This is a genomic window from Pontibacter sp. GD13 (assembly GCF_058216355.1).
In genome coordinates this window covers 611,483-636,324 of sequence record NZ_JBYZMQ010000002.1, presented here as the reverse complement: position 1 = coordinate 636,324, position 24,842 = coordinate 611,483, and the positions used below count along the sequence as shown (strand labels likewise).

Sequence of the window (24,842 nt, the reverse complement as noted above, 5' to 3'; positions counted from 1 at the left end):
ACATGCGAAAAATAGTGGTGGTGGACTATCTCAAAGACTGGGATATTGCATTAGAGGACGTAGAGGTGATTGATGCACAGAGCTATTTAACAGGAGCAGCTTATACCGATATTCGTAACGCCCGGATTTTCAACCTCTGCCGTTCTACCAAGTACCAGAGTGCCGGTTATTATGTGTCGCTGTTGGCTGAAGCCAGGGGGCACAAATCGCTGCCCAGCGTAACGACCATACAAGACCTGAAAAGCCCTACCATTGTGCGGGCCATTACAGTTGAAATAGAAGATCTAATACAGAAAAGCCTTTCGAGCCTGCGTTCCAGTACATTTACGCTGAGCATTTATTTTGGCCATAATGTAGCCGAAAAGTATGAAAAGCTGTGTAAGCAGTTGCACGATCTGTTTCAGGCGCCCTTGTTGCGCGCGCAGTTTGTTTATAAAGAGGCATGGGTGCTGCAAAGTATATCGCCCATACCGGTTAACGAGATTCCGGAGCACCACTGGGGCTATGTAACAAAGTTTGCCAAGGCCTATTTTGCGCGCCAGCGCTTCCCGGGGGCCCGCATCTCCCGCAAAACATACGACCTGGCCATACTTGTCGATCCAGACGAGCAGGAGCCGCCCTCTAATAAAAAGGCCATTCAGCATTTTGTGGATGAGGCAGACGCCCAGGGCTTTTACGTAGAGCTTATCACCAAAGACGATTACAGGCGGCTACCCGAGTTTGATGCCTTGTTTATAAGGGAAACCACATCTGTAAACCATCACACCTATAAATTCTCGCGGAAAGCGTTCGCCGATGGACTGGCAGTAATAGATGATCCCGTTTCTATACTGCGCTGTACTAATAAGGTATACCTGGCCGAGTTGTTGGCAAAGGCAAAGGTGCCCACCCCGAAAACCATGATCATTCACAAAGACAACAAAGGTGAAGTGGAGCAAATGCTTGGGTTACCCTGTGTGCTGAAGAAACCGGACAGCTCCTTCTCGCAGGGCGTGGTAAAAGTGAAAGACAGCGAAGAGTTGCAGCGCGAACTCGAGGAGATGCTGAACGAGTCAGAGCTGATCATTGGGCAGGAGTATCTGCCCACTGAGTTTGACTGGCGCATAGGCGTGCTGGACAAACAGCCGCTCTATGCATGCAAATACTTTATGGCAAAAGGGCACTGGCAAATTTATAATTGGGAGGGCAAGAAACAAGACACGACAGGTGACGTAGAGACTATTCCTTTTGAAGAAGTACCTTTTTCCGTATTGCACACTGCCCTGAAAGCGTCTAACCTGATCGGGAATGGATTATATGGTGTAGACGTGAAGGAAATAGACGGAAAGGCCTTTGTCATTGAAGTAAACGACAACCCAAGCATCGAAGCGGGGTGCGAAGACAAAATACTAAAAAAGAACCTTTATGCATCCATTATTAAGTCCATTAAGCGCCGTATCGACGATCACAAAAACATCCGAACCGATGCGTAACAGAAAAACACCGCTACAATTATTTGAAGGCTTTGGTGTGGAACTGGAATACATGATCGTGCAAAAAAACACCCTGCGTGTTCAACCCATAACTGACAAGTTAATTTATGATGCCGTTGGGGCCTACCTCTCCGAAATAGAATTTGGGGAGATTGCCTGGAGCAATGAACTGGTGCTGCACGTGGTAGAGCTTAAAACGAACGGGCCCGTTGCGAAATTGGCAGGCTTGCAATGGAAAATGCTGGAACACATTAGGCGCATCAATGACATGTTAACCAAGTATGACGCCATGCTGATGCCCACCGGGGCGCACCCGCTCATGAACCCTGATAAAGATACAACACTTTGGCCGCACGAGTATAACGCCGTTTATGAGGCTTATGATAAAATATTCAGCTGTCAGGGGCATGGCTGGTCCAATTTGCAGAGCACGCACCTGAACCTTCCCTTCGCCAATGATGAAGAGTTTGGCAGATTGCATGCGGCCATCCGCTTTCTGTTGCCCATTATCCCTGCCCTAAGCGCCTCTTCTCCCATTCTGGAGGGCAAGGTGTCTGGCTTTGATGATACACGGCTGGAAGTATACCGCCATAACCAGGACAGGATACCTGCGATAGCAGGAGCAATTATTCCGGAACAAGCTTTCACAAAAAAGGAGTATGATGAAAAGATACTGCAGCCCATGTATGCCGCCATTGCCCCCTACGACCAGGAGGGTTTGCTTCAGGATGAGTTCCTGAATTCACGGGGGGCTATTGCCCGCTTCCAACGAAACGCCATTGAGATCCGCCTGATTGATATACAGGAAAGTCCCGTGGCCGATGTGGCGGTGTTGCAGGCCATTGTGGCTGTGTTGCAGGCACTGGTTGCAGCACGCTGGGTAAATCTGGATGCGCTAAAAGCGCGGGAGGAGCATAAGCTGGCCCTTATCTTGTCAGATGTCATTAAAAACGGGCAGCAAGCTATCATCTCAGACTTCGACTTTTTGCGTTGCTTTGGCTATAACTGCACTGAGAACTGCACTGCAGGGGAACTGTGGCAGTATCTTGTAAAAGAAACTATGGAACTGGAAGAACAGCCGGAGGTGGCTTATGCGCTGCAAATAATTTTATCACGAGGGAATTTATCGCGCCGCATTCTTGCAGCTTTGGGCGAAAACCCAACAGAAGAAGAAATAAAGCATGTGTATGCACAACTAACGGTGTGCCTGCATAATGGTGGAATCTTTTTACCGGAAAAGGCATGCTGAAATTGTTACTGACCTGTGAACATGGCGGTAATCACATCCCACTGGCTTTTCAGTCGTGTTTTGAGGCACAAAAGGAAGTTTTAGAATCGCATGAAGCATATGACATTGGGGCACTGGAACTTTACCAGGAACTGGAAAGCCTGGCAGACGTTAGTTTCTATTCGCAGACGTCGCGCTTGTTGGTAGAGCTAAACCGATCGCTGCATCACAAAAAACTGTTTTCTGACTATACCCGGCCTTTGGGTAACATCGATAAAAAGGAGATCCTAAAAGATTATTACTATGAGTACCGTGACCGGGTGGAGCAAATGGTGCATGACTTTGTGATGGCTGGCAGGCGCGTACTGCACATTTCGGTGCATACTTTCACCCCTGAACTGGCCGGCGAAGTGCGGCAGGCAGATGTTGGATTGCTCTATGACCCAAAGCGTAAAGCTGAACAAAGCTTTTGCCGCGCCTGGAAAGAAAAGCTATATCTCCAAAACCCCGATTTACTGGTTCGCTACAATTATCCATACCTGGGCATTTCGGATGGTTTACCCACTTACTTGCGAAAAAAGTATGCTAAGGAGGACTATCTGGGCATTGAGCTGGAGGTGAATCAAAAATTCCCGCTCGGGTGCCAACAGGAGTGGGATGTACTGAAACAAGCCCTCAAACTATCGCTGAGAGAAGTTTTACTGCAGCATGACACAACTTTGTGCCAGGAGCGGACGGTCTGATATTTCCTTTCCGTGTTTAAAATATAACAAAAAGTAATTACATCAAGTATTCTCTATAAACCATGTCACTCTGAACTACAGGCTTACATGGTTTTCAATGTTTTCTAATTAAACTATATCCCTACCACTATGAAGATCAAAAGTTTACTCAACCTTGTGTTAGTTTTGCTGGCAGGCCAGTTCCTGTTTGCCTGTAGCTCGGCAAAGTACTACGAATTTGCGGCGCATAAGCCCGAGGCATTCAACAAAGCGAAGGAAAAACCAGCTCCTGACTCGAACGAGAAGGTTGCCAGTCTGTCCCAGATAGCTTTAGAAGCTGCAACGGATAAAGCCGCTGCAACCGAAATTGCACCAGTGCTGGAGGCTACCACGGCTGAAACGAAACCTGTAATGGCGCCCCGCAATGCCATACTTTCAGTTGTAAATGAAGAAGCTACAGATTTGGCCGTTGCCGTTGCCGAAGCCGAAGCCATGGCTATGGCTAAAGAGCGGATCTCTAACCTGACCAGAGCAGAGAAGAAAGAACTTAAGAAAGAACTTAAAGAGGCAGTACGCCAGGACAGGAGGCCTTCAGGCACCTCTATTATTGAGATCGTGCTGGCGGTTCTGCTTCCTCCGCTGGCAGTGTTCCTGCACGATGGCATCGGAACATCATTTTGGATAAACATCATTTTAACCTTGCTGTTTTTTATTCCAGGTATAATTCATGCCTTGCTTGTAGTAACGGACTCTATTTAAAGTATAGCATTTCAAAGTATTAGTGAAGCACCGCCTAAAACGGTGCTTCACTGTTTTAAATCGGTTTGCTTAACCAGAATGCCTGATATTCGTTTTAATAAAATGCTTAATTAACCCATCTTCCCCATGGAGTATAAAGATTACTATAAAATTCTTGGAGTAGATAAAACTGCTGCGCAGGCAGATATCAAAAAAGCCTACCGGGCACTTGCTAAAAAATATCACCCTGATAAAACCAAAGGAGATACAGCCTCCGAAGAGAAGTTTAAGGATATAAGTGAGGCCTATGAAGTGCTGGGCGACAAAGAAAAGCGGAAGCAGTACGATCAGTTGGGATCCAACTGGCGTCAGTTCCAACAAGGCGGACCTGGCAGGGGGCAGCACTATGGTAGCCCTGGCGGTGGATTTCAAGGCGGCTTCTCACAGGGCGATATAAATGATATGTTCGGTGGAGGTGGAGGTGGCGGCTTCTCCGATTTCTTCGAGCAATTCTTCGGAGGAGGTGGTGGTTTCGGACAAAGCGGCGGGCGAAGGTCTCAGTCCCAAAGAGGCCAGGATTACCAGGCGGAGGCCGATATCTCGTTACAGGAGGCATATGCCGGCACATCACGACTGATCACGGTACATAACCAACAGCTTCGGTTTAAAACGAAACCGGGTATTGAGGATGGCCAAACATTGCGCATTAAAGGGAAAGGGGCTCCGGCCACCGGCGGAGGCCAAAGTGGGGACCTGTACATTAAACTCAATGTAAAACCAGACCCGGATTTTGAACGGAAAGGCAACGACCTGTATACTACCTTAACCCTTGACATGTTTACGGCTATATTGGGAGGGGAGGCCCGTGTAAAAACCATGAGCGGACAGCTAAAAATGAAGATTCCGGCAGGAACGCAAAGTGGGCAAACACTGCGCCTGCGCGGAAAGGGCATGCCCATCTATGACAAGCCTGACCATTACGGCGATCTTTACGTAAAGATAGAGGTGAAACTGCCCGTAAAATTGACGGCAGAAGAGATCGCGTTAGTTGAAAAGCTGAGGGATATCAGGCATGAGAAGGCAGTCTGATAAAACACATTTCTCCAAACAATTTTAGCCGTTTTGCTATGTTAATGACCTTAGAACAGACTGAAATTAAAAGTACTTTAGCGGACTTCTTAAGCAGCATCGCTGATCAGAATTTAACTTTTTATGCCTCCGACCTGCTGCCCATAACCGGCTGCACGCACATGGATGAACTGAGCGGTGCACTGAAAAGGGCAACTGAAGTATGCAACTGCATGCATTTGCCCTTACGGGAGAACTTTAAAGTGGTATACCGCTCACAGGCTGGAGAAGTATTGCAGGATTGGCGCTTATCCCCCATGGCTTACCTGCTTTTAGTTATCAACGCGGATTCGCAAAATGATCTGGTGGCACACCTGCAGGTTGAAATGGTGAAGAAAGTGCTTAACGCTTAAGGTCTCTCATACGCTCCTCTATTAAGTCACCCCAATTAAACAACTCGCACAGGCGCCTCATATTATGCGGAGCCTCCGCCTGAATATGGATTGTGTTTCCTGTAAATGGATGCATGAACTGAGCATGGGCAGCATGCAGGAGTAAGGCGGCACTCTTGTATTCATCTAAGAACATCTTATTGTGTCTCCAGTCCCCGTGCCGCTTATCCCCTACGATGTAATGTCTTATATGCGCAAAATGTTTGCGGATTTGGTGCATGCGACCCGTTTCCGGCATTACCTTCACCAGGCTGTAGCGGGCAGTAAGGTAGCGTCCTACAGGCACCGGTACCTCAACAGTTGCCAGCCGTGTGTAATGAGTGATGGCATCCTGGGTAAGTTTGTGCGCATGGTCCTTATCAGGCCTGATGGGGCTGTCAATGGTTGCCGCATCCTGTGTATAGCCCCGTACTATGGCAAAGTATGTTTTGCTTACCTGGCGCTCCTCAAATGCCCGCACCATAGGAGCGGTAGCTACCGCCGACTTTGCGAAAACCAGCACGCCTGACGTACCCCGGTCCAGGCGGTGTACGGGAAATACGCGGTAGCCCAGTTGATCCCTTAACAACTGTAGTGCAAACTCTTTTTTTTCTTCAGCAATTCGGGTTCGGTGCACCAACAGGCCGTTCGGCTTGTTTATGGCTACAAAATGCTCGTCTTCAAAAATAATCTCCAGCACGGTTTTGTATTTGTCGGAAACAAATATAATGGTATTATTGCTTTTTTTCGTAATTCCGCTAAACTAGCAGTTGTTTCTGTATATTTGCTGCAAGCGCATCTCAAATTATAGCACCTGGTATGGCTATTTCACTTGACAACCTCCGGAAAGGAAAAAAATACAAATTAACCAATCATGGGGAGGAGTTTGATTTCCAGGTAATGGATATACCAGAAGAAGGAGCTTTTACGGTTAAAGACCTTCATACCCTGGATATCTTTCCGCTAGAAGAACTGCTACAATACGGAAAAGGGAAAGATTTTGATCTGGAAGAATTGTAAGTTTTGGAGGTTGGAAAATCATCAAGCAAAAGGTTTATAAGAATAGAAGTTAAAGGGCACACTCTATAAAACTATGTTGAGAAAATAATGCGTGCTTTGCCTTTAATTTGTGCATGTATCTGAAATATGCAATTAGCTTGTATAACATTATGGCATCAGGGCCTGTATAGAATAGTTCTAACGTATGCCTTTAGAAATGATTGGTTTAGAAGCAGATGCCGCTTTTGAAAAGCTATTCGCAAATGAGTTTCTGATTATCTCTGCCAACCGAGCAGATAGTTTCTTGATGGCAGATTGGTCAGGAACTATTGATGCTACAAAAGCTAAAAACGGATGTCTTGAAATCTTGAAGTGGCTTAAAAAATTCCCAACGCATAAGATTCTGAATAATAATTCGAACGTAAAGGGGCATTACCCAGGCGCCATTAACTGGGTAGGAAGAGTTTGGTTTCCGAGTATGCATCAGTTAGGTGTTCAGTATTTTGCCTGGGTATACTCCCCGGAGTTTTTTACACAAATAGGCACCGATGTAATCGTTAATCTCGCCTCCAGAGTCACTGTCCAAACTTTTTATAGCGTCTCAGATGCCCATGTATGGTTAAACAGCCAGATAGTTTCAATTGATCATGCTTAGCATAGGTAACTTTGGACCTGATCAAAAAGTATTTTAAGCGTTAACAGCTCATTAATAAAACCTCTACAGATATATTGTTTTAAGGATAAGAAACAGAAAAAACGCTGTATTTGAAGGATAGTTAACTCGTGTATCTTTAAAAACGCAGCATTATTCTTTACGTATACACAGCAAAGACCACCTTTGTATGCGAGACAAACAACAACATTACTTCGTCTATATTTTTGGAGATAAACCAGAGTCAGACGTTCAGATTGGCATTGCCGATGACCTCCGGCTGCAGGTAGCAACACATAATGCATCTCTTGTACAGCAACACCAAGCTAACACGAAGGGAAAGCTTGTTTATTATGAGCATTACGATTTAGAGTCAATTGCCTTAAACAGAGAAAGGCAAATTAAAAGCGGTGATAAAACTTCTACCAACAGTCTAATATCGTCCATGAATCCTAACTGGCTTGATTTAAGCGATACCTTGTAAAAACAGGTGCCATAAACTTGTTGCGTTGCATTCAGATATATGATTTAAACAAGACAGAACATATTTGGAAGCTATTGTTTAGACTTTCGGGCAAACTGGACTACCTTTACAGTCTCCAGATCTTTCCTACATATACCTGACAAAGTTGTCTGTGACCAATACAACAAACAAATGGAGTGACAATATCAGGCTGCAGCTTTTTGTGGTATTAGTAGGAGTGGTGCTCTTGCTCGGTAAGTTTGTCGCCTTTTTCATCACCAACTCAAACGCGATCCTCACCGATGCCCTTGAGTCAATTATTAACGTAGTTGCAGGGGCTTTTTCACTTTATAGCCTTATTATTTCTTCGCGCCCCCGGGATTTGAATCATCCCTACGGGCATGGCAAAATTGAATTTGTGGCTGCCACCCTGGAAGGATCGCTTATTATGGTTGCAGGAGGGGCCATCATTGTAAAATCCATTTACAATTTATTCGAACCCGTTACGCTTCACCAACTGGATTTGGGTATAATTTTAACGGCAGTGGCTGGCTTCGTTAACTATGGTGTTGGTTTTTTAACGGAGCGGCGGGGGCAGCAAAGTAATTCGTTGGTATTAGTGGCAGGAGGGAAGCACCTGAAAACTGATGCCTATTCAACAGCAGGTATACTGATAGCACTGCTGTTGATATACCTCACCGGACTAATTTGGCTGGATAGTGCGGTGGCTATTATATTCGGGACCATAATCTGCATAACCGGGTACCGTATACTAAGATCGTCTATAGCCGGTATAATGGATGAGGCGGATTATGAATTGCTGAAGCGCATTGTGGTTGTTTTAAACGATAACCGCCGGGAAAACTGGATCGATATACACAACCTGCGTGTGATCAAGTATGGCGCTACCTTACACATTGATTGCCACCTGACGGTGCCCTGGTACTTAAATGTACTGGAGGCTCATGAGGAGGTGGAAGCGGTGGGGGAGTTGGTGCGCAGTAAGATCGATCCAAGTATAGAACTGTTCATTCATACCGACCCCTGTTTAGGTCCGTCGTGCTCCATCTGCGCAAAAAGAGATTGCAGTGTGCGCAATGGCAGTTTCGAGCAGCGTATAGAATGGGATTTTGATAAAGTTATTTCAGACCGTAACCATAGCCTGCATTAATTTGTACTTTGGCAAAGAGCAATGTAGCATCGAACAAATCTGATTATAGCTTGTTCACGTAGTTAAAGCATATTAAAACCTACACGCCATGTTACAACAGATACTTTATTCCTTTGTCCCGCTTCTTTTTTTAGTAGCATCCTGCACGGATGGGACTTCCGAAAAATCAAACGCCAACTATACAGAAGTTCAATATGCTGAGCCAATAGACACAGCCGGCCTGGCGAAAGCCACTTTTGCCGGAGGATGTTTTTGGTGCACAGAGGCATACTTTGAGCGCCTGGCAGGAGTGAAACAGGTCATATCCGGTTATTCGGGGGGCACGCAGCCGAACCCGACATATGAAGAAGTAGGTGCCGGAAAAACCGATTATGCAGAAGCTGTGCAGGTGTATTATAATCCGGATGAAATTAGTTACAGAGATTTGGTTGATGTGTTTTTTGCAACCCACGACCCGACAACGCTCAACAGGCAGGGGCCTGATGTTGGCAAGCAGTACCGATCCATCGCATTTTACCGCACTCCAACTGAAAAGAAAGTTATTCAGGATTATGTGAAAGAATTAGGCGAATCTGGTACCTATAAAAATAAGATTGTTACACAGGTACAGCCTTATCAGAAGTTTTGGCCGGCAGAAGGTTATCATCAAGATTATTACATGAGAAATCCGAATGATCCTTACGTAAGCTCGGTTGCCAGGCCTAAGGTCCATAAATTTGAATCAAACTACCGCGATAAATTAAAGCCTGAGTACGTGAATTAATACTCTTTTCTATCAAAATGATTTGATTTTTCGTAATACATTAGAACTATATTTAAAATCTAAACTATTGTATTATGGACTTTATTATCAATTTGTTAGTGAGTGCGGGTGTCATTTTGCTGCTTTCGTACGCCATGTCGAGTGTACACGTCAAAAGCTTTGGAACAGCACTATGGGTCGCTTTATTAATTGGTATCCTTAACGCCACGATTGGCTGGTTACTGAGCGGCTTGTTTAACTTAGTATCGTTCTTTTTGCTGGAGGCTGTTGTCAGCTTAATTGTGACCGCATTAATGATTAAACTGGTTGATAAACTGGTAGGTAACTTTAAAGTGGATGGTTTTCTGCCAGCGCTTATCATCGCCCTCGTGACAGCCTTGGCTGTAGGTGCAGTAGGGTGGATATTTTAATCTTGCATTCGTTGCGTTCTTAAAATTCAGAACATAAAAATATTTTAAAAAAACACCAGTGTTTAGGGGCACTGGTGTTTTTTTATAAAGTCTCATCTATTTAACATAAAGTATATTATAAGTGACACTTTAAAAGATGATTTCTGATCATATATTATAAGTCTTATAATATATATTATGTTAAGTAATAGATATAATTTAATATAATTCACTGCTTCTAATCATGTGCTAAGTCCTCTTTCTAAAATTTTACAATAAAAAAGGGAAAGCAGATCTGCTTTCCCTTTTAAACAAAGTATGCTAAAACTATTTGTTCAGCAACTTACTATATTTATCAGCCTCAGCCTTACGGCCTAAGCGAGTATTTACTTTTACCAAGTTTTGTAAGGTAGACTGATCTTCTGGCTGTACCTCGAGTGCTTTCTGAAAATATGGTAAGGCGGCCTCATAATGCTTTTTAGCTTCGTTTTCCAGTGCCTTGCCTTTTTTCTGATACGTGGCATAGTCCATTTTGGCGGCCTTGTTATTAATTTCGCTTCCTTTATTGTACTCCAATACACCCAGGTTATAGTAAGCATCGAAATTATTTGGATCTACCTCGATAGCTTTTTTATAACTAGCGGTAGCGGCATCAAGCGTTCCTTTTTTCTCTTGCAGGTTACCTAGCACCGCATAAAGACTGGCGTTTGTCGGGTCGGCCTTGATGGCGTTCTCCAATTTAGCCATCGCTTCATCGCCACGATCGTTCTTCAAATAGTACTTCAGTTCCTCCTGCATCAGAAATACACTGTTCGGGTGCTCTTTTAAGGCATTGGACAACGTGGCCATAACCTTTTCATCAGATGCTTCGGTAGCTTGGAGCAACTGTACTTTCGCCTTGTATACATCTTCTGTTTTATGTCCCATTCCAATAAGCTGGTCATAAAAAGTGATGGCCTGTGGGTAATCTTTATTGGCTGTTGAAGCATAGGCAGCATAAAGCACGGCTGTGGTATCCGTAGGCTCAATTTTAGAAGCAAGCTTGTATTTATCGATTGCCTTATCCCATTCCTGGTTGTTATGGTATTCAACGGCCTCATTTAAGATCTGTCCATAAAGCATTTGCTTACGCTCCGGAACTAGTTTGGCATACTCCCCATCTTTTCCATCTAGCGTAACGGCCTTGTCAAACGATTCCATTATAATCATGGGCGTTTTCTCTGTTGTTAACTTACTGTAGATCGGGTTACTGATCATATCCTGGTATATTACTCCACGATAAAACCAGGTTTTGGCTTTGTCCTGTGTTTTCTTGTGCTCTATTGCTTTATCGATATCAGCCTGTGCCTTGTCCAGCAAGCCCTGCTTATGGTTCAGGATTGCGCTGTTTACAGCTGAGTTTTGCGCACTGGCAACTGTTACTGTTGCGGCGGCAAAGGCAGTTAAAAGTATTTTTTTCATACTAGTTTGTGAAATTGGTTTGTGTTGTTTGTCTGTTAACGAAAAATAAGTGAAATATAATTCCCTAAAAATACAGTTTATACCTCTTCAGTTGTCTCCGTATCCACCAAGGTGTCAGACTGCAAACTATCATCAGGGGTTAATTCAGACTGATCCAGAACAACCTCCTCCTCGTCCTGCATCTCAATCTTAGCCACTGATGAAATTTGATCCTCCTCATTCAAGCGGATCAGCTTAACACCTTGTGTTGCTCTTCCAATAACCCGGATCTCATTTACGTGAAGCCTGATGGTAATGCCTGATCTATTAATGATCATCAGGTCATCTGTGTCAATAACTCCTTTAATGGCAACCAGATTACCGGTTTTATCGGTTACGTTCATCGTTTTAACACCCTTACCACCACGGTTGGTGATGCGGTACTCATCAAGCATGGAACGCTTACCAAATCCATTTTCTGAAACAACCAAGAGTTCTGTGCTTTCGTTCTGTACACAAACCATACCAACTACTTTGTCTGTTGGTCCGCCCAAGGTAACACCGCGCACGCCTGCTGCATTACGGCCCATCGTTCTCACCTGAGATTCGTTAAAGCGGATGGCCCTGCCTGATTGCAATGCAATCACGATCTCGCTGTTCCCATTCGTCATCTGAACATCTAACAACCTGTCACCCTCATTGATGGTGATCGCGTTGATGCCGTTCGTTCTTGGGCGGGAATAAGCCTCCAGGACAGTCTTTTTGATCGTTCCTTGTTCCGTGATGAAAACCAGGTTGTGATTCAGCACAAAATCTTCATTCTTCAGATCGTGCACATTTAACACAGCGCGCACCTTATCTTCTTTTTCGATCTGAATGATGTTTTGTATCGCTCGGCCCTTGGTTGTCTTCCCTCCTTCTGGAATCTCATACACTTTCAGCCAGAATACTTTACCAAATTCGGTAAAGAACAACATGTAGTTATGTGTGCTGGCAATGAAGAGATGTTCCGTAAAGTCGCTTTCTTTTGAAGCGGCAACGCCACGCGAGCCCACGCCGCCACGGCTTTGGCTGCGGTACTCACTTAGAGAAGTGCGTTTGATATATCCTTCGTGGGAGATGGTGATTACCATCGCTTCCTCCGGAATCATGTCTTCGTAAGAAATGTCGCCTGTGCTTGCCTCAATGCTGGTGCGGCGTGCATCGCCGTAGCGTTCTCTGATCTCGGTCAGTTCATCTTTGATGATCTGCATGCGAATCTCCTCGTTGTTGAGGATCTCGGTCAGATGATCAATCAATTTCATGATCTCATCAAACTCATGCTGGATCTTATCGCGCTCCAGGCCGGTAAGGCGCTGCAAGCGCATGTCAAGAATGGCGCGGGCTTGGATCTCAGAAAGGGCGAAACGCTCGATCAGGCCGTTACGCGCTATCTCCGGATCTCGTGAGGATCGGATCAGGTTGATCACTTCATCCAGGTTGTCCAGGGCAATGAGTAGGCCTTCCAGGATATGGGCGCGCTTTCTGGCCTCTTCCAGTTCGTACTGTGTCCGGCGTACTACTACTTCGTGGCGGTGATCCACAAAATGCACGATCATGTCTTTGAGGTTCAGCGTCATGGGGCGTCCTTTTACGAGGGCCACATTGTTAACACCGAACGAAGACTGAAGGGCTGTATACTTGTAAAGGTTGTTAAGAACCACATTCGGAATGGCATCACGTTTCAGGTCATAAACGATGCGTAAGCCATCGCGGTCTGATTCATCCCGTAAATCCGAAATACCTTCTATTTTCTTTTCGTTTACCAGCGCTGCGGTCTTTTCGATCAGGGTAGCCTTGTTCACCATGTAAGGGATCTCAGTTACGATAATCTGCTCTTTGCCGGATGGCAAGGTTTCAAAGATCGCACGTCCACGCATTAAAACACGGCCCCGGCCGGTCTCAAAAGCAGCCTTTACGCCATCGTAACCATAAATAATGCCTCCTGTTGGGAAATCTGGCGCGGTTATGTACTGCATCAGCTCGGCCACGGTAATATCCCTGTTCTCAATGTAAGCGGAAATACCGTCCACCACCTCCGTCAGGTTATGGGGTGCCATGTTCGTGGCCATACCCACGGCTATACCGGAGGTGCCGTTAATCAAAAGGTTAGGTAGTTTGGCCGGCATTACGCTTGGCTCCTTCAACGAGTCATCAAAATTGGGGACAAAGTCGACGGTGTTCTTATCCAGGTCAGACAGTAATTCGTCGGCAATGCGCTTGAGGCGGGCTTCGGTATAACGCATCGCAGCCGGAGAGTCCCCGTCAATCGAGCCGTAGTTTCCCTGTCCGTCAACCAGGGGGTAACGCAGCGACCATTCCTGGGCCATACGCACCATCGTGTCATAAACCGAGGAGTCACCGTGCGGATGGTACTTACCCAGCACCTCTCCCACTATCCTGGCCGATTTCTTATACGATTTATTATAGGCCACCCCCAGTTCTGACATGCCATAAAGCACGCGGCGGTGCACAGGTTTCAATCCATCCCGAACATCGGGTAAGGCTCTGGAAATGATAACAGACATTGAATAGTCGATATAGGCACCGCGCATTTCGTCTTCAATGTTGATAGGTATTATTCGTTCGCCTTCAATCATGTCTAAAGTCTAAAATAATTAATTTGGTGTTTACAGTAGATAGGGCAAGTTATGCAAAAAAGCTGTTAAGGACTATATAGCTTAATCCTTATTTTTAGTGTTACTCCCCCTAGCGGCAGGCTTTTCCTGAGAATGCTTTGGAAGCTTCTCGCCAATTTTTGGATTTTGCTTTTTCCAGAAAGGCTGCCCTCTGAATTTATCCTCCCCGTGTGCATGCACCATACGCACATGGCAGGAGGAAATTGGGCAGGTTTTGCAGGAAGAAAACGCAACAATTACGCTTATTGAAAACAACAGCGTAAGCAGTCTGGTATTGGTCATGTGTAAGCGGTTAAAATTCCCCCTTATAAAAAGGGAGAAGTAATATCCTTAGCATACAAAATTAAACAAATTCGCACAATTAAACCAGTGGGAATCAGTATTATTTAGGGTTTTGAAGGCCTCTAGCCCTATTTTAAAGCGGGTGGAAGCCGTTTATGCTGAATCCTCCATCCACGGCCAGCGTCTGACCTGTAATGTAGGCTGCGGCTGGCAGGCACAAAAAGGCCACAGCCGCAGAGACGTCGGAAGGTTCGCCCACTTTCTGCATGGGCGTGCGATTAATAACAGCCTCCGCATAAGCTTCATTTTGCAGCACGGTTTGAGCCAGCGGTGTGCTGATGTACCACGGAGCCACGGCATTGACCCGTATGCCATCCGGTGCCCACTCTGCTGCCAGGTTTCGGGTTAGCTGTACTAAAGCGGCTTTTGTAATGCCATAGATGCTACCCGTGCGCACATGGGTTAAGCCTGCCACTGATGTTACGTGAATGATATTGCCCTGCGAAGCCTGACTTAAAAGCGGGTAAAAAAGCCGATTTAACTCAAAGGCGGAGCGGAGATTGGTATTCATAATAAAATCGTATTCCTCAGATGTATAAGCCACCGTCGGTTTTCTGATGTTCGTGCCAACATTGTTTACCAGAATATCGAGCGCGCCCCACTCCTTTCCTACATGTTCTGCCAGGTGCCGGCGCCCTGAATCTGTGCTTACGTCTGCCGAAAGGACTGAAAGTTTCCCACAATCGTGGTGTTCCTTCATCCTTTGCAGCTCATCTGGCTTTCGGGCCACCGCCAGCACCTGTGCACCCAGGTCCAAAAATTCTTTGACTACGGCTTCTCCAATTCCTTTTGACCCACCTGTGATTATGGCTCTTTTCCCGGTGAGCGTCCATCTGTTACTATGCATGCTGTATGTATGGTTTTGTTAATAAGGTTGACAAAAATGCAGATTAATTAAATATACTATACACTTTTATTCTGGTCTTCTTTTTTCATTAGACTGTGCTAAACTTTGCCATTTCTCCATAATTTATTACCTGATTATACAAATAGCTTTATAAAAAGATTTAAATAAAGGTATATTGCATCGGGTTATATTTTTAAGATTAACAATACCAGTGTATGTGTCTGTAGAGACGCCCAGGTTAAAATCCAAATAATGAGTATTACGAACGATCAACTATTTTTTTATAAACCTATCAACCTGAAAATGAATCTTAGACGAAACACTCCAAAACAGATGTTTTTAACGCTGGGCCTAAGCTTGCTGATGCTTGCTGCAAATGCACAAGCACCGGTTGGCGCTCTAAATCAAAATAACATTTTAGGTACCGATGGCTTTATGCGCACCATTGCCCCGGAAAAATTTGAGATAACAGGGTCGCCATATTTCTATACAGATTGGTCTAAAGCATCTATCTTCACCACAAAGAACCAGATATTTGAAAACGTAACAGCCAAATATAATATTTACAAAAATGAGGTCATCATTTTAAAGGCTGGAGGCGATTCCTTAGCCTTATTTAATAACGTTGTAAGTGGTTTTACCTTAACAAATCAAAAAAATGAAACCATTGAGTTTAAGCGTTTTGTAGACCTGAACACCAAAGAGAATGAGTTACGCGATATTTTTATGGTAGTGCTTTACGAAGGAAAAACCTCTCTGCTTCAGAAAGTGACATCGCGTGTTTTACGAGCCAGCACCATGGCCAATAGTGGCTATGGCACACAGCAAAAGAGTGATGAATTTATAAGAGACGAGGCCTACTTTTTTGTAAGTGCTAAGCAAGAACCCGCCTTAGTTAAATTGAATAAAAGGAATTTGCTTGCTGCCCTTGGTGATAAAGAAACCGCTATGAAACAATACCTGGTTAAAGAAAGATTAGATGCTACCACGCCTCAAGGCTGGATTAAAGCATTAACCTATTACGATACTTTATAAGTCAGTTGCCAGGGAAAGGCAGAAGCATATAGCTGCTCACGGCTAAACCTACTGTATAAAATCCCTATGATCGCTGCGATGCTAATGCCTTTATAATGTCTCTATTTTTTCCATAAAACAGGCAACCGCTCATCACCCGGAGCTGAAAGCATAACATGTTATGCTAGTAAAAGGTATAAGTTCCCTAGTAGGGCTCACTCAACCCTTTACCAGGTATCATGGACCATCTTACCTATTTTATAGTTGGAGCTTGCCTCGTAGCAGTTACCTCTTATGATCTTATCTTCACAACCTTTGCGCCCAGAGGGTCGGGTTTTATCAGCGGAACCATAACAACGCTTGTCTGGAAGGGCTTTGGGTTTTTATGCAGGATTACCGGCAAACGTTCCTATTTAAACGGGGCTGGCATCGTTATCGTCTGCACTATGCTGATCGTTTGGGTAATGCTGCTTTGGTCGGGCAACTTACTTATTTTTATGTCTGATACGGAAGCCGTAGTAAACAGTACGACCAATGTACCAGCTGATGCTAAAGAACGCATTTATTTTACCGGTTACATCCTGTCTACTTTAGGCAACGGCGATTTTAAAGGTGGAACTGATGGATGGCGTATTTACTCCGCATTTATCTCCTTCTCCGGACTAATATTGATTACCATTGCTATTTCATACATGGTACCTGTTCTTTCGGCCGTAACTGAACGCCGCAGTATCAGTATTCGCATTGCCTCTATAGGGGATAGTGCGCCACAAATACTCCTTAACAATTGGAATGGAGAAAATTTCAAACGCTTAGAGGAGCACCTTAGTGGCCTGGCGCAAAGCATAGCCGAGCAGGGACAGTTGCACCTGGCTTACCCTGTTTTACATTATTTTCATCACAATGAGAAGAGTGTGGCGCTTCTACCCAACCTGGCCGCCCTGGACGAGGCCCTCACCATTCTACTGCTCTATGTGCCGGAAGCGTATCACCCGGACAGGCAATACATGTTTCCTGTTAGGAAAGCGATCACGACATTCCTTGAGTCACTCAACGCAATATTCCTTCATCCGGATGGTTCTGAAGCACCTGACCTGGATATGGCTGCGTTGCGGCAGTCAGGCATCCCGATGAAAGTACCTGACCCCCACGAAATCAATCACCTGGACCTTAGACGGCGTACGCTTAAGGCCATGATCGATAATGTAGGCTGGAAGTGGGACGAGGTAGACAACAAGGCTTTCAACCTAAAAATGGACCTGCCTTCTATGATTTAGCGAATAATAGGCGCTCTTTTGAATTCTTTCGTTCTATCGAACAGATAGCGGTACGTTACATGGGTTTTGTAAATACGACTACCAAGCTGCTCTACCAAATGCATCATCTTCGGATTAAAATCTCCGATCCAGTTCATTTGCAGTTCCTGGTAAGGGATGCTTGGGTTTTGTTGTACCACTTTACCCGCTGCTACTACCATGGCAGCTTCTACCCCTTTGCTTTGGTGTTCGGGGGTAATGCCAAATACGATGCCGTACATGGTGGTGCAGGCGCCCCTCCAACGATGAAAGGCAAACTTCAGCTTGCCCCAAAGGTTCATATTGCCATCCACATAGCGGAATAGTTTGTTTAACTCCGGAATAGCGATAAAAAAACCCACAGGTTGCTCGTCGTAATACGCAAACCACATGATGCGTTCATCAATGATCGGTTTTAGGGTATTCATAATAATGGTTGCTTGCGCTTCACTCATGGGTTTTACCCCTTCATGTTTGGCCCAGCCCAAATTATAGACAGTTCTGAAATCTTCGGTATATTTTTTCAGGTTGGTTTTATCCATGTGCCTGAAGTGGTAGGACTTGTCTTGTAACACCCGCTGTGCTTTCTCATTGCATTTTTCGGTAAGCGGGTCTTCCACCCTCCTGTAATATGTATACTGTTTAAAGTATAACTGGAAGCCGTAGTTCTCGATCAGGCGCTGGTAATACGGAAAATTATAATGCATGCCGTAGTTAGGAGGGTAAAAGCCATCCACCAACAACCCCCACCACTTATCGCGCTCTCCTAAATTAATCGGCCCATCCATGGCCTCCATACCACGTTCCTGTAACCACTGTCTGCAGGCATCCAAAAGCATGTTCGCTGCTTGCTGGTTGTCTGTACAGTCAAAAAAGCCCATGCCGCCTGTGGGTTGCTCAAAGGTGTTAGCCGTTCTTTTATTCACAAAGGCAGCCACGCGGCCAATCGATTTTCCGGCGGCGTCTTTTAATATCCACCTGATCGCTTCGCTGTCGCGGAGCAGTTTGTTTTTTTTCGGATCAAACACATTGTTAATGTCCTTATCCAAGGGGCGGATATAGTTCTTGTCCTTTTTATACAGCCTCACCTGTACCATCAGGAATTCCTGTGCCAGCTCCGGGGTATTTACCTCAATTAGTTGCATGGTATTTTTATGATCAGGGTGCTAAATAAGTCATTATCTTAAAAAAAACATAATGCCTGTGCAACCCCATGTGCTTTGCGTTAGCTATGAAACGAAAAAAGCCTTCAGAAAAATTTCTGAAGGCTTTGCTCTGCGTGAGCCCCCTGCCGGGATCGAACCAGCGACCTACTGATTACAAGTCAGTTGCTCTACCAGCTGAGCTAAGGAGGCGTGTACTTTGTGAAAGAAAAAAGCAGTAGAAGTACACTTGCTGCTTTTCCAAGAAGAGCCCCCTGCCGGGATCGAACCAGCGACCTACTGATTACAAGTCAGTTGCTCTACCAGCTGAGCTAAGGAGGCTTTAATTGGGCTGCTTTGGTGTTTTAAAGCGTTGCAAAAGTATAGCGAAGTTTCATATGTTCCAAATACTCCACCAATAAATTTGCAAGGCTTTATATAAACTTTTGAAAGTCAGGCTTTAATTTTTACTGCCTGAAAGCGGTTAGCTGATGCTGCAGCTTTTCAATACGACTTTGTGCGTCCGCGATGCGGCCTTCGTACTCTTCCCGAAGCTTGTCCGCGTTCTTTGAGCGGGCAAAAAACTCGATATTGGTACGAAGTGTCTGTATGTCGTTCTGTAGCTGCGATATCTCACGGCGAATCGTCTGCTCCCGCTGGTGTAGCTTCTGTCCTGCATCCGGACTGTGCTTTATCCGATCTACCTGCAGTTTAACCAACAGGTCGGTTCGTTCCTGTAGGGATAACTCGGGCACACGTTCTAAATATTTCTCCATCAGGGCAAGGAACTTGTCCTCAGCCTTCGGACTGGTGCGTTTGTTGTCTTTATCCAGATCACTCCATTGTTGCCTGAAACCCTCAAACTCCTCCAGCGAACCCGTTGCTGTCGGCTGGGCTAATATAGTGGCGATCTTTTCGCATAGCTCCAGTTTTTCGGCAGAGAGCTTGTCCTGCTCAACCGTTTTCTGTTGCTCTACAGACTGTTTGCGATCGAAGAACTCGTTGCAGGCAGCCCGGAAGCGCTGCCAGATCTTATCAGAATATTTATCCGGAACACGGCCAATGGTTTTCCATTTTTTCTGTAACTGAATCAGCTTTTCCTTTGTCGTATTCCAGTCGGTGCTTTCTTTCAGGTTTTCAGCCTCTTCACACAAAGCAGTCTTTAACTGCAGGTTCTGCATTTTCTGCTCATCCAACCCCTTAAAGAACTGGTTCTTATGCTGGAAGAACGCTTTATAATTTCCCCAGAAGTTTTTATTCACCTCCTCGGCATTTTCCTTGGGCACTAATCCGGCGGCATCCCATTCTTCTTTTAGCTTCTGTATCTCATCGGTCTTATCGCGCCAGTCGTTGATGCGGTCAGTGTTAAAATTCTGGAATTGCTGCAGCCGCTCTAAGATAGCGCGTTTCTTCTGTAGGTTTCCCATCTCCTTCTCACGACGCTCGCCCTGGTAGGCGCGTCTTTTTTCATGCACTTTTTCAGAAGCAAGTATAAACCGATCCCAAATGGCATCGCGCTGCTCGTTGGGAACCGGGCCGATATTTTTCCACTCCTCATGCAGATGGCGCAATTCCTGTAAGGCTTTGTTAACCGATTCCTCGTTAACCAAGGCCTCCGCGCGGTCCAACAGCTGCAGTTTAGCGTCCAGGTTACGCTTGCGGTCCAGTTCCTTCAGCTCAAAGAGTATGCTTCTGTTATTGTAGAAAATGTCTAGCAAGGCGTGGTAAGAATCCCAGAGTTCCTGGGCCGTTCCAGCAGGTACAGGACCCAGGTTTTTCCATTCGGCCTGTAGCTTTTTAAGCTCCTCGTAGCTGTTTTTGGTTTCAGCGGATTCCACCAAAGTGCGTAGCTCAGCCAGGATCTGTTGCTTGCGCTCCAGGTTGGAATGGCGTTGCTTTTCCGCATTCTGGCGTTGCTGGTGCCGGGAATCACGGTAAGAGACCAGTAATGACTCCAGGTCCTGATGTTCTTTAGGGGCATGGTACTCAAAATCATCCTCGGTGCCGCCCTCCTGTTTAAACCTTTCCAGCGCTTCGGAGCGTTCCGACTGAAATTTCTGATCGTAATGTCTGTGTATCTCGTTGATGGCCCTGTAGCGTTTAGCCGCATCGGCACTTTTTAAGGAAGTATGCAGCTGCTGCCGTAACTCTTCCAACGACAGATGGCTATAGTCTGTGCTTTCTTCCTCGTCCTCGTCTTCGTCATGCTCCTGATGAGCAGGCTCCGAGGCAGGAGTTGAACTGTCTCTTCTCAGCTCAACTGTATCCGGCGATGGCACCGGTGCTGCTGCTATATCTGAACCGATTTCATCTTTATCTACAATATTAGTATTCGCTGTTACGAAAGCCTGTGTTATATTTTCAGAGGTTGCGCTTTCAGATTCCCCAGAAAGTTCTGGCTTTATTTCTGGTTGTTCCTCTTTAGGCACTCCCTGCTCTTCTGGCCCTGCCTTGGCGGCTTCTATATCGGCCAGGCGTTCTTCCACCTTTTCCAGCTGTGCTTCTTTTTCTGGCTGGTTTTCGGTCTCTTTTTGCTCAGGCTTATTTGCTTCAGCTCCGGTGGTGTCAATGTTCTTATTTTCAGTTGTCATGAGTACTTTTTATAGGTACAACGTTAAGGCGATTAATTCAGTCGCGGGTCTACCGGGTAGTTGGAGAGCACTTTAAATTTGCCACCCATCTGGCGCAATACACTCCGCCATAGCTTATCTGCCTCCAATTTAAATAATTTCTTCGCAGCAGCGTTATTTACAATCCAAACATTTTCATCTATCTCCTTTTGCAGCTGACCTGATGTCCAGCCGGAATAACCTAAAAAGAATTTAATATCGGAGGTCGTGATTAAGGCCGAATCTATTAATGTGCGTAGCCGCTCAAAATCACCGCCCCAATACAACCCCTCCCCTAGTTTAACGGCCTGCGGCAAATCCGGGATTCTGTGTATGTAATGTAGGGTATTATGCTGTACAGGCCCTCCAATACCCAACGCTACGTCAAAAGAGTCGTTATATAGGTCCATTACGTCCGTCAGTTTAAGACTGGACAATTGGTTCAAGACCAACCCGAACGTGCCCTGTGCCTCGTCATGGCTGCACAGCAATACCACACTACGCTCAAAGTTGGGGTCGCCTAAAAAGGGTTCTGAAATCAGTAAGCTTCCACTTTGCGGCTTCATTTGGTTCTCTTCTCCCATCGGTTATATATGTCGTTATCAGCGCAGCCATGCTAAGTTTTTACTTTCAAAAAACCATGTCTGTGCAAAGGGGTTTAGTATTTATTACGCAAACAACACCAGATTGTAACAGTCGGGTGCAATCCAGTTAAAATTGGTATGCATTCCCCCACATTACCATTGTTTAGTGTTTTATGTTTTTACTGTGGTAATTTATTATTCATCAACCGCGAATATTTTTATAATTTTGATAAAATCAAGAAAATTCATGTCATTGACTCCTAACATTGCAGACCTCCGAAAAAACTACTCTAAACAAGTGCTCACTGAAAGTACGGTGCTGGAAGATCCGGAACGGCAGTTTCAGGTGTGGCTGCAAGAGGCCATTAACGCAGCCGAGGATGAACCGACAGCCTTTGTGCTTTCAACAGTAAACGAAATGGGGCAACCCTCGGCACGCATCGTGCTCCTTAAAAAGGTTGATGAGTCCGGTTTCACGTTCTTTACTAATTATAATAGTCGCAAAGGAAAGGAGCTTGCCCAAAACCCGCATGCAGCTATGACTTTTTTCTGGTCTACGCTGGAACGGCAGGTGCGCGTTGAGGGTATTGTAGTGCAGATTTCGGAGCATGAATCTGATGCGTATTTTCACAGCAGGCCCAAAGGAAGTCAGATCGGAGCATGGGCCTCACCACAGAGTCAGGAAATTGAAGACCGTGATGTATTAGAGAATGCTGATTCGCTTTACAAGGCTAAGTTTGCGGATGCCGTAATTATTCCGCGCCCTGCGCACTGGGGCGGATATCTGCTACGCCCGGTTCGGATTGAGTTCTGGCAAGGTAGGCCTAACCGTTTGCACGATCGCATCACGTATGAAAAAACGGAAAATGGCTGGGTGCGGAAACGACTTGCTCCCTGATCTTCCTATTGCTCATTCATTTCACGCTAAGAAAGTTTATGGCCGAAATACTCCCCTTTAAGGCATGGCGCTACAACGACAGCCTAGTTCAGAACATTGAGGAGCTTACTTGCCCCTTGTTTGATGTAGTATCCGAAAAGCAACGTGAGGCGCTTTATAAAAACAACCTTAACAGCATTCACCTTTCTGTTCCAAGGGGCGCAGACCCTGCCGAGGAAGCCGCTGACCTGCTTGAAAACTGGAAGGATGCAGGCATTTTAGTTCAGGATCCATTACCGGGCATTTATGTTTACTATCAATACTTCCGGCTTCCGGGAGCTAGCCAGGAATATTGCCGCAAGGGTTTTATCTGCAACATTAAAGCCTACGATTGGGATGAGCGCGTGCTGTTACGACATGAAAACACGATTCCCAGTGCCGTTAATGACAGGATAGCGCTCTTAGACAAAACGGAGCTCAACACCAGCCCAACACACGGACTCTACACTGACACCACCTTTGCGCTGGAACCCTTTATGGACGAAAGCATAAAATCCCCGATCTATGTAACGGAGGATTACCAGGGAGTGCGGGATGTGCTGGCCGTTATCCACGACCACGATGTGATTGCCATATTTCTGCGCACGTTGCAGCAAAAGCAAGTATTGCTGGCCGATGGGCATCACCGCTACGAGGGGTCGCTTGAATACCGCAAGCGGATGACAGCACTGAACCCGGAGCACACGGGGTATGAGCCTTATAATTACCACTTGATGTACCTCACCAACTCAGAACACGATGACCTGCGCATTTTGCCCACACATCGCTTGCTGAAGCAAATTGATATGCCGGATGAGGAATTCCTGGATAAACTGCAGCAATATTTTACCATAACCCACCTGGAGGATGCCTTTGAGCTAAATGAGGTAATTTTGGGTAAAAACTGGGCTTTCGGGCTTTACTTAAATGGGCAGGCATATAAACTGCGTTTGAAAGCCGAAGCGCATGCGCTCATTGAATGGGATATACCACAGGAGGTAAAAGACCTGGACCTGACCGTGATGCATTACTTTATCTTTGAAAAGGTGCTGGGTATAGACCGGGAGGCCCAGCGAAATTATGCTGGCCTGAGCTATGTCAGGAACTTTACAGAATGTATCAGTAAAGTAAATGCCAAGGTCGCGCGCCTTGCCCTGATCACCAACGATGTATCGATGGAACAGGTGAAACGGGTCTGCTACAGTGGGGCAATCATGCCACAGAAGTCAACTTTTTTCTATCCAAAGGTAATCTGCGGATTTTTATTCAGTTCAATCAAAAACGATGAATTTATCACGGCCTCTGCTGCTTGCTTCTAACTCGCCCCGGCGGCGGGAACTGCTGACGGGCCTTGGCCTGGATTTTACCGTGCGCGTAAAGCAAGTGCACGAGGAGTATCCTGCTGATCTGAAAGGGGCTGCCATAGCTGAGTTCCTGGCAAACCAGAAAGCTGATGCCTATGTAAAAGAGCTGCAGGATGCACTTGTGATCACGGCCGATACCATTGTATGTGTGGGCAACAGCGTGCTCAACAAACCGCAAACACACCACGAGGCGGCTGAGATGCTGCGGCAATTGTCAGGCCGCGCCCACCAAGTAATTACCGGCGTTTGCCTGCTTTCTAAGGAAAGGAGGATTACTTTTCATGACACTACTACGGTATATTTTAAAGACCTGAGTGCCGGTGAAATCGAATTTTACATCAACCACTACAAGCCTTTTGATAAAGCAGGCGCTTATGGCATTCAGGAGTGGGTTGGCATGGTGGGTATCGAACGCATTGAGGGCTCCTATTTTAATGTAGTGGGCTTACCGGTACAAAAACTGTATGCTAACTTAATAGAAGCAGGGTACCTCACTTACTAAAATTATCCTTTTT

At 45.6% G+C, this 24,842-nt stretch carries 24 protein-coding genes and 2 tRNA genes; 17 read left to right on the top strand and 9 right to left on the bottom strand.

Going from position 1 to position 24,842, the window contains the following annotated elements; all coding sequences use genetic code 11:
- Positions 1-2: 2 nt before the first annotated feature.
- The 6 genes from AC4BAN_RS06400 (at position 3) to AC4BAN_RS06375 (ending at position 5,641) form a co-directional block, all read left to right on the top strand.
- A complete protein-coding gene (locus AC4BAN_RS06400; RefSeq protein WP_490563545.1) occupies positions 3-1,472 on the top strand; it encodes a RimK family ATP-grasp domain-containing protein in 1,470 nt (489 codons plus the stop codon).
- A complete protein-coding gene (locus tag AC4BAN_RS06395) occupies positions 1,465-2,721 on the top strand; it encodes a carboxylate-amine ligase (RefSeq protein WP_490563544.1) in 1,257 nt (418 codons plus the stop codon). Before AC4BAN_RS06400 ends, AC4BAN_RS06395 begins: the two co-directional genes overlap by 8 nt.
- Positions 2,715-3,443, top strand: coding sequence for an N-formylglutamate amidohydrolase (locus AC4BAN_RS06390; protein WP_490563543.1), 729 nt, complete (start codon positions 2,715-2,717; stop codon positions 3,441-3,443). The genes AC4BAN_RS06395 and AC4BAN_RS06390 overlap by 7 nt, the downstream gene beginning before the upstream one ends.
- 129 nt (positions 3,444-3,572) lie before the next feature.
- Entirely contained in the window at positions 3,573-4,181 is a 609-nt protein-coding gene (locus AC4BAN_RS06385; protein ID WP_490563542.1) for a YqaE/Pmp3 family membrane protein, read from the top strand.
- 126 nt (positions 4,182-4,307) lie between these two features.
- Positions 4,308-5,249, top strand: coding sequence for a DnaJ C-terminal domain-containing protein (locus AC4BAN_RS06380; RefSeq protein WP_490563541.1), 942 nt, complete (start codon positions 4,308-4,310; stop codon positions 5,247-5,249).
- 44 nt (positions 5,250-5,293) lie between these two features.
- On the top strand, positions 5,294-5,641 hold the full coding sequence (locus AC4BAN_RS06375) for a hypothetical protein (protein WP_490563540.1): 348 nt from the start codon (positions 5,294-5,296) through the stop codon (positions 5,639-5,641).
- On the opposite strand, the gene AC4BAN_RS06370 is transcribed toward AC4BAN_RS06375, so the two are convergent.
- Positions 5,631-6,359, bottom strand: a complete 729-nt coding sequence (locus tag AC4BAN_RS06370; protein WP_490563539.1) for a pseudouridine synthase — start codon at positions 6,357-6,359, stop codon at positions 5,631-5,633. The two genes, AC4BAN_RS06375 and AC4BAN_RS06370, sit on opposite strands and share 11 nt — an antisense overlap.
- A 119-nt stretch (positions 6,360-6,478) precedes the next feature.
- Between AC4BAN_RS06370 and AC4BAN_RS06365 the strand changes: the two genes are divergently transcribed.
- From AC4BAN_RS06365 to AC4BAN_RS06340, 6 genes are all read left to right on the top strand, one after another.
- Positions 6,479-6,679, top strand: coding sequence for a hypothetical protein (locus tag AC4BAN_RS06365; RefSeq protein ID WP_490563538.1), 201 nt, complete (start codon positions 6,479-6,481; stop codon positions 6,677-6,679).
- 184 nt (positions 6,680-6,863) lie between these two features.
- Entirely contained in the window at positions 6,864-7,313 is a 450-nt protein-coding gene (locus AC4BAN_RS06360; protein ID WP_490563537.1) for a hypothetical protein, read from the top strand.
- 187 nt (positions 7,314-7,500) lie between these two features.
- Entirely contained in the window at positions 7,501-7,794 is a 294-nt protein-coding gene (locus AC4BAN_RS06355; protein WP_490563536.1) for a GIY-YIG nuclease family protein, read from the top strand.
- Positions 7,795-7,945: 151 nt separating this feature from the next.
- On the top strand, positions 7,946-8,944 hold the full coding sequence (locus AC4BAN_RS06350; RefSeq protein WP_490563535.1) for a cation diffusion facilitator family transporter: 999 nt from the start codon (positions 7,946-7,948) through the stop codon (positions 8,942-8,944).
- Positions 8,945-9,032: 88 nt separating this feature from the next.
- Positions 9,033-9,707: a peptide-methionine (S)-S-oxide reductase MsrA gene (gene msrA / locus AC4BAN_RS06345; protein WP_490563534.1), complete on the top strand. Its 675-nt coding sequence runs from the start codon at positions 9,033-9,035 to the stop codon at positions 9,705-9,707.
- 74 nt (positions 9,708-9,781) lie between these two features.
- Positions 9,782-10,117 carry a phage holin family protein gene (locus tag AC4BAN_RS06340; RefSeq protein WP_490563533.1) on the top strand — a complete coding sequence of 112 codons (336 nt, stop codon included), beginning with the start codon at positions 9,782-9,784 and terminating at the stop codon, positions 10,115-10,117.
- A 306-nt stretch (positions 10,118-10,423) separates the two neighbouring features.
- Here the strand turns inward: AC4BAN_RS06340 and AC4BAN_RS06335 are convergent, their stop codons facing one another.
- From AC4BAN_RS06335 to AC4BAN_RS06325, 3 genes are all read right to left on the bottom strand, one after another.
- The gene (locus AC4BAN_RS06335; protein WP_490563532.1) at positions 10,424-11,557 is read right to left on the bottom strand and encodes a tetratricopeptide repeat protein; all 1,134 of its coding nucleotides are present in this window, start codon (positions 11,555-11,557) and stop codon (positions 10,424-10,426) included.
- A gap of 77 nt (positions 11,558-11,634) precedes the next feature.
- A complete protein-coding gene (gyrA, locus tag AC4BAN_RS06330; protein WP_490563531.1) occupies positions 11,635-14,175 on the bottom strand; it encodes a DNA gyrase subunit A in 2,541 nt (846 codons plus the stop codon).
- A gap of 454 nt (positions 14,176-14,629) precedes the next feature.
- A complete protein-coding gene (locus AC4BAN_RS06325; protein ID WP_490563530.1) occupies positions 14,630-15,403 on the bottom strand; it encodes an SDR family oxidoreductase in 774 nt (257 codons plus the stop codon).
- 252 nt (positions 15,404-15,655) lie between these two features.
- Between AC4BAN_RS06325 and AC4BAN_RS06320 the strand changes: the two genes are divergently transcribed.
- Positions 15,656-16,438, top strand: coding sequence for a hypothetical protein (locus tag AC4BAN_RS06320; protein WP_490563529.1), 783 nt, complete (start codon positions 15,656-15,658; stop codon positions 16,436-16,438).
- A gap of 218 nt (positions 16,439-16,656) precedes the next feature.
- On the top strand, positions 16,657-17,694 hold the full coding sequence (locus tag AC4BAN_RS06315; RefSeq protein ID WP_490563528.1) for an ion channel: 1,038 nt from the start codon (positions 16,657-16,659) through the stop codon (positions 17,692-17,694).
- Here AC4BAN_RS06315 and AC4BAN_RS06310 read toward each other — a convergent pair.
- The 5 genes from AC4BAN_RS06310 to AC4BAN_RS06290 all read right to left on the bottom strand — a co-directional run bounded on the left by AC4BAN_RS06310 (position 17,691) and on the right by AC4BAN_RS06290 (position 22,047).
- Positions 17,691-18,857: a hypothetical protein gene (locus tag AC4BAN_RS06310; protein WP_490563527.1), complete on the bottom strand. Its 1,167-nt coding sequence runs from the start codon at positions 18,855-18,857 to the stop codon at positions 17,691-17,693. The genes AC4BAN_RS06315 and AC4BAN_RS06310 overlap by 4 nt on opposite strands.
- Before the next feature lie 137 nt (positions 18,858-18,994).
- Positions 18,995-19,067: transfer RNA gene (locus AC4BAN_RS06305), tRNA-Thr, on the bottom strand.
- A gap of 56 nt (positions 19,068-19,123) precedes the next feature.
- Positions 19,124-19,196, bottom strand: a tRNA-Thr gene (locus AC4BAN_RS06300).
- A 125-nt stretch (positions 19,197-19,321) separates the two neighbouring features.
- Positions 19,322-21,445 (bottom strand): DUF349 domain-containing protein, encoded by a 2,124-nt coding sequence (locus AC4BAN_RS06295; RefSeq protein WP_490563526.1) that lies wholly within the window; start codon positions 21,443-21,445, stop codon positions 19,322-19,324.
- 32 nt (positions 21,446-21,477) lie between these two features.
- The gene (locus AC4BAN_RS06290) at positions 21,478-22,047 is read right to left on the bottom strand and encodes a YqgE/AlgH family protein (RefSeq protein ID WP_490563525.1); all 570 of its coding nucleotides are present in this window, start codon (positions 22,045-22,047) and stop codon (positions 21,478-21,480) included.
- Positions 22,048-22,294: 247 nt separating this feature from the next.
- On the opposite strand from AC4BAN_RS06290, the gene pdxH reads away from it, so the two are divergent.
- From pdxH to AC4BAN_RS06275, 3 genes are read left to right on the top strand one after another with little or no spacing between them, the layout of a single operon-like run.
- The gene (pdxH, locus tag AC4BAN_RS06285; RefSeq protein ID WP_490563524.1) at positions 22,295-22,945 is read left to right on the top strand and encodes a pyridoxamine 5'-phosphate oxidase; all 651 of its coding nucleotides are present in this window, start codon (positions 22,295-22,297) and stop codon (positions 22,943-22,945) included.
- 38 nt (positions 22,946-22,983) lie between these two features.
- The gene (locus AC4BAN_RS06280) at positions 22,984-24,282 is read left to right on the top strand and encodes a DUF1015 domain-containing protein (RefSeq protein WP_490563523.1); all 1,299 of its coding nucleotides are present in this window, start codon (positions 22,984-22,986) and stop codon (positions 24,280-24,282) included.
- Positions 24,248-24,829 (top strand): Maf family nucleotide pyrophosphatase, encoded by a 582-nt coding sequence (locus tag AC4BAN_RS06275; protein WP_490563522.1) that lies wholly within the window; start codon positions 24,248-24,250, stop codon positions 24,827-24,829. Before AC4BAN_RS06280 ends, AC4BAN_RS06275 begins: the two co-directional genes overlap by 35 nt.
- Positions 24,830-24,842: the final 13 nt, after the last annotated feature.

Excerpts from the sequence above, each read along its gene's own strand:
- AC4BAN_RS06400 (WP_490563545.1), top strand. The coding sequence starts at position 3 with ATGCGAAAAATAGTGGTGGTGGACTATCTCAAAGACTGGGATATTGCA.
- AC4BAN_RS06395 (WP_490563544.1), top strand. The coding sequence starts at position 1,465 with ATGCGTAACAGAAAAACACCGCTACAATTATTTGAAGGCTTTGGTGTG.
- AC4BAN_RS06390 (WP_490563543.1), top strand. The coding sequence starts at position 2,715 with ATGCTGAAATTGTTACTGACCTGTGAACATGGCGGTAATCACATCCCA.
- AC4BAN_RS06385 (WP_490563542.1), top strand. The coding sequence starts at position 3,573 with ATGAAGATCAAAAGTTTACTCAACCTTGTGTTAGTTTTGCTGGCAGGC.
- AC4BAN_RS06380 (WP_490563541.1), top strand. The coding sequence starts at position 4,308 with ATGGAGTATAAAGATTACTATAAAATTCTTGGAGTAGATAAAACTGCT.
- AC4BAN_RS06375 (WP_490563540.1), top strand. The coding sequence starts at position 5,294 with ATGACCTTAGAACAGACTGAAATTAAAAGTACTTTAGCGGACTTCTTA.
- AC4BAN_RS06365 (WP_490563538.1), top strand. The coding sequence starts at position 6,479 with ATGGCTATTTCACTTGACAACCTCCGGAAAGGAAAAAAATACAAATTA.
- AC4BAN_RS06360 (WP_490563537.1), top strand. The coding sequence starts at position 6,864 with ATGCCTTTAGAAATGATTGGTTTAGAAGCAGATGCCGCTTTTGAAAAG.
- AC4BAN_RS06355 (WP_490563536.1), top strand. The coding sequence starts at position 7,501 with ATGCGAGACAAACAACAACATTACTTCGTCTATATTTTTGGAGATAAA.
- msrA (WP_490563534.1), top strand. The coding sequence starts at position 9,033 with ATGTTACAACAGATACTTTATTCCTTTGTCCCGCTTCTTTTTTTAGTA.
- AC4BAN_RS06340 (WP_490563533.1), top strand. The coding sequence starts at position 9,782 with ATGGACTTTATTATCAATTTGTTAGTGAGTGCGGGTGTCATTTTGCTG.
- AC4BAN_RS06335 (WP_490563532.1), bottom strand. The coding sequence starts at position 11,557 with ATGAAAAAAATACTTTTAACTGCCTTTGCCGCCGCAACAGTAACAGTT.
- gyrA (WP_490563531.1), bottom strand. The coding sequence starts at position 14,175 with ATGATTGAAGGCGAACGAATAATACCTATCAACATTGAAGACGAAATG.
- AC4BAN_RS06325 (WP_490563530.1), bottom strand. The coding sequence starts at position 15,403 with ATGCATAGTAACAGATGGACGCTCACCGGGAAAAGAGCCATAATCACA.
- AC4BAN_RS06320 (WP_490563529.1), top strand. The coding sequence starts at position 15,656 with ATGAGTATTACGAACGATCAACTATTTTTTTATAAACCTATCAACCTG.
- AC4BAN_RS06315 (WP_490563528.1), top strand. The coding sequence starts at position 16,657 with ATGGACCATCTTACCTATTTTATAGTTGGAGCTTGCCTCGTAGCAGTT.
- AC4BAN_RS06310 (WP_490563527.1), bottom strand. The coding sequence starts at position 18,857 with ATGCAACTAATTGAGGTAAATACCCCGGAGCTGGCACAGGAATTCCTG.
- AC4BAN_RS06295 (WP_490563526.1), bottom strand. The coding sequence starts at position 21,445 with ATGACAACTGAAAATAAGAACATTGACACCACCGGAGCTGAAGCAAAT.
- AC4BAN_RS06290 (WP_490563525.1), bottom strand. The coding sequence starts at position 22,047 with ATGGGAGAAGAGAACCAAATGAAGCCGCAAAGTGGAAGCTTACTGATT.
- pdxH (WP_490563524.1), top strand. The coding sequence starts at position 22,295 with ATGTCATTGACTCCTAACATTGCAGACCTCCGAAAAAACTACTCTAAA.
- AC4BAN_RS06280 (WP_490563523.1), top strand. The coding sequence starts at position 22,984 with ATGGCCGAAATACTCCCCTTTAAGGCATGGCGCTACAACGACAGCCTA.
- AC4BAN_RS06275 (WP_490563522.1), top strand. The coding sequence starts at position 24,248 with ATGAATTTATCACGGCCTCTGCTGCTTGCTTCTAACTCGCCCCGGCGG.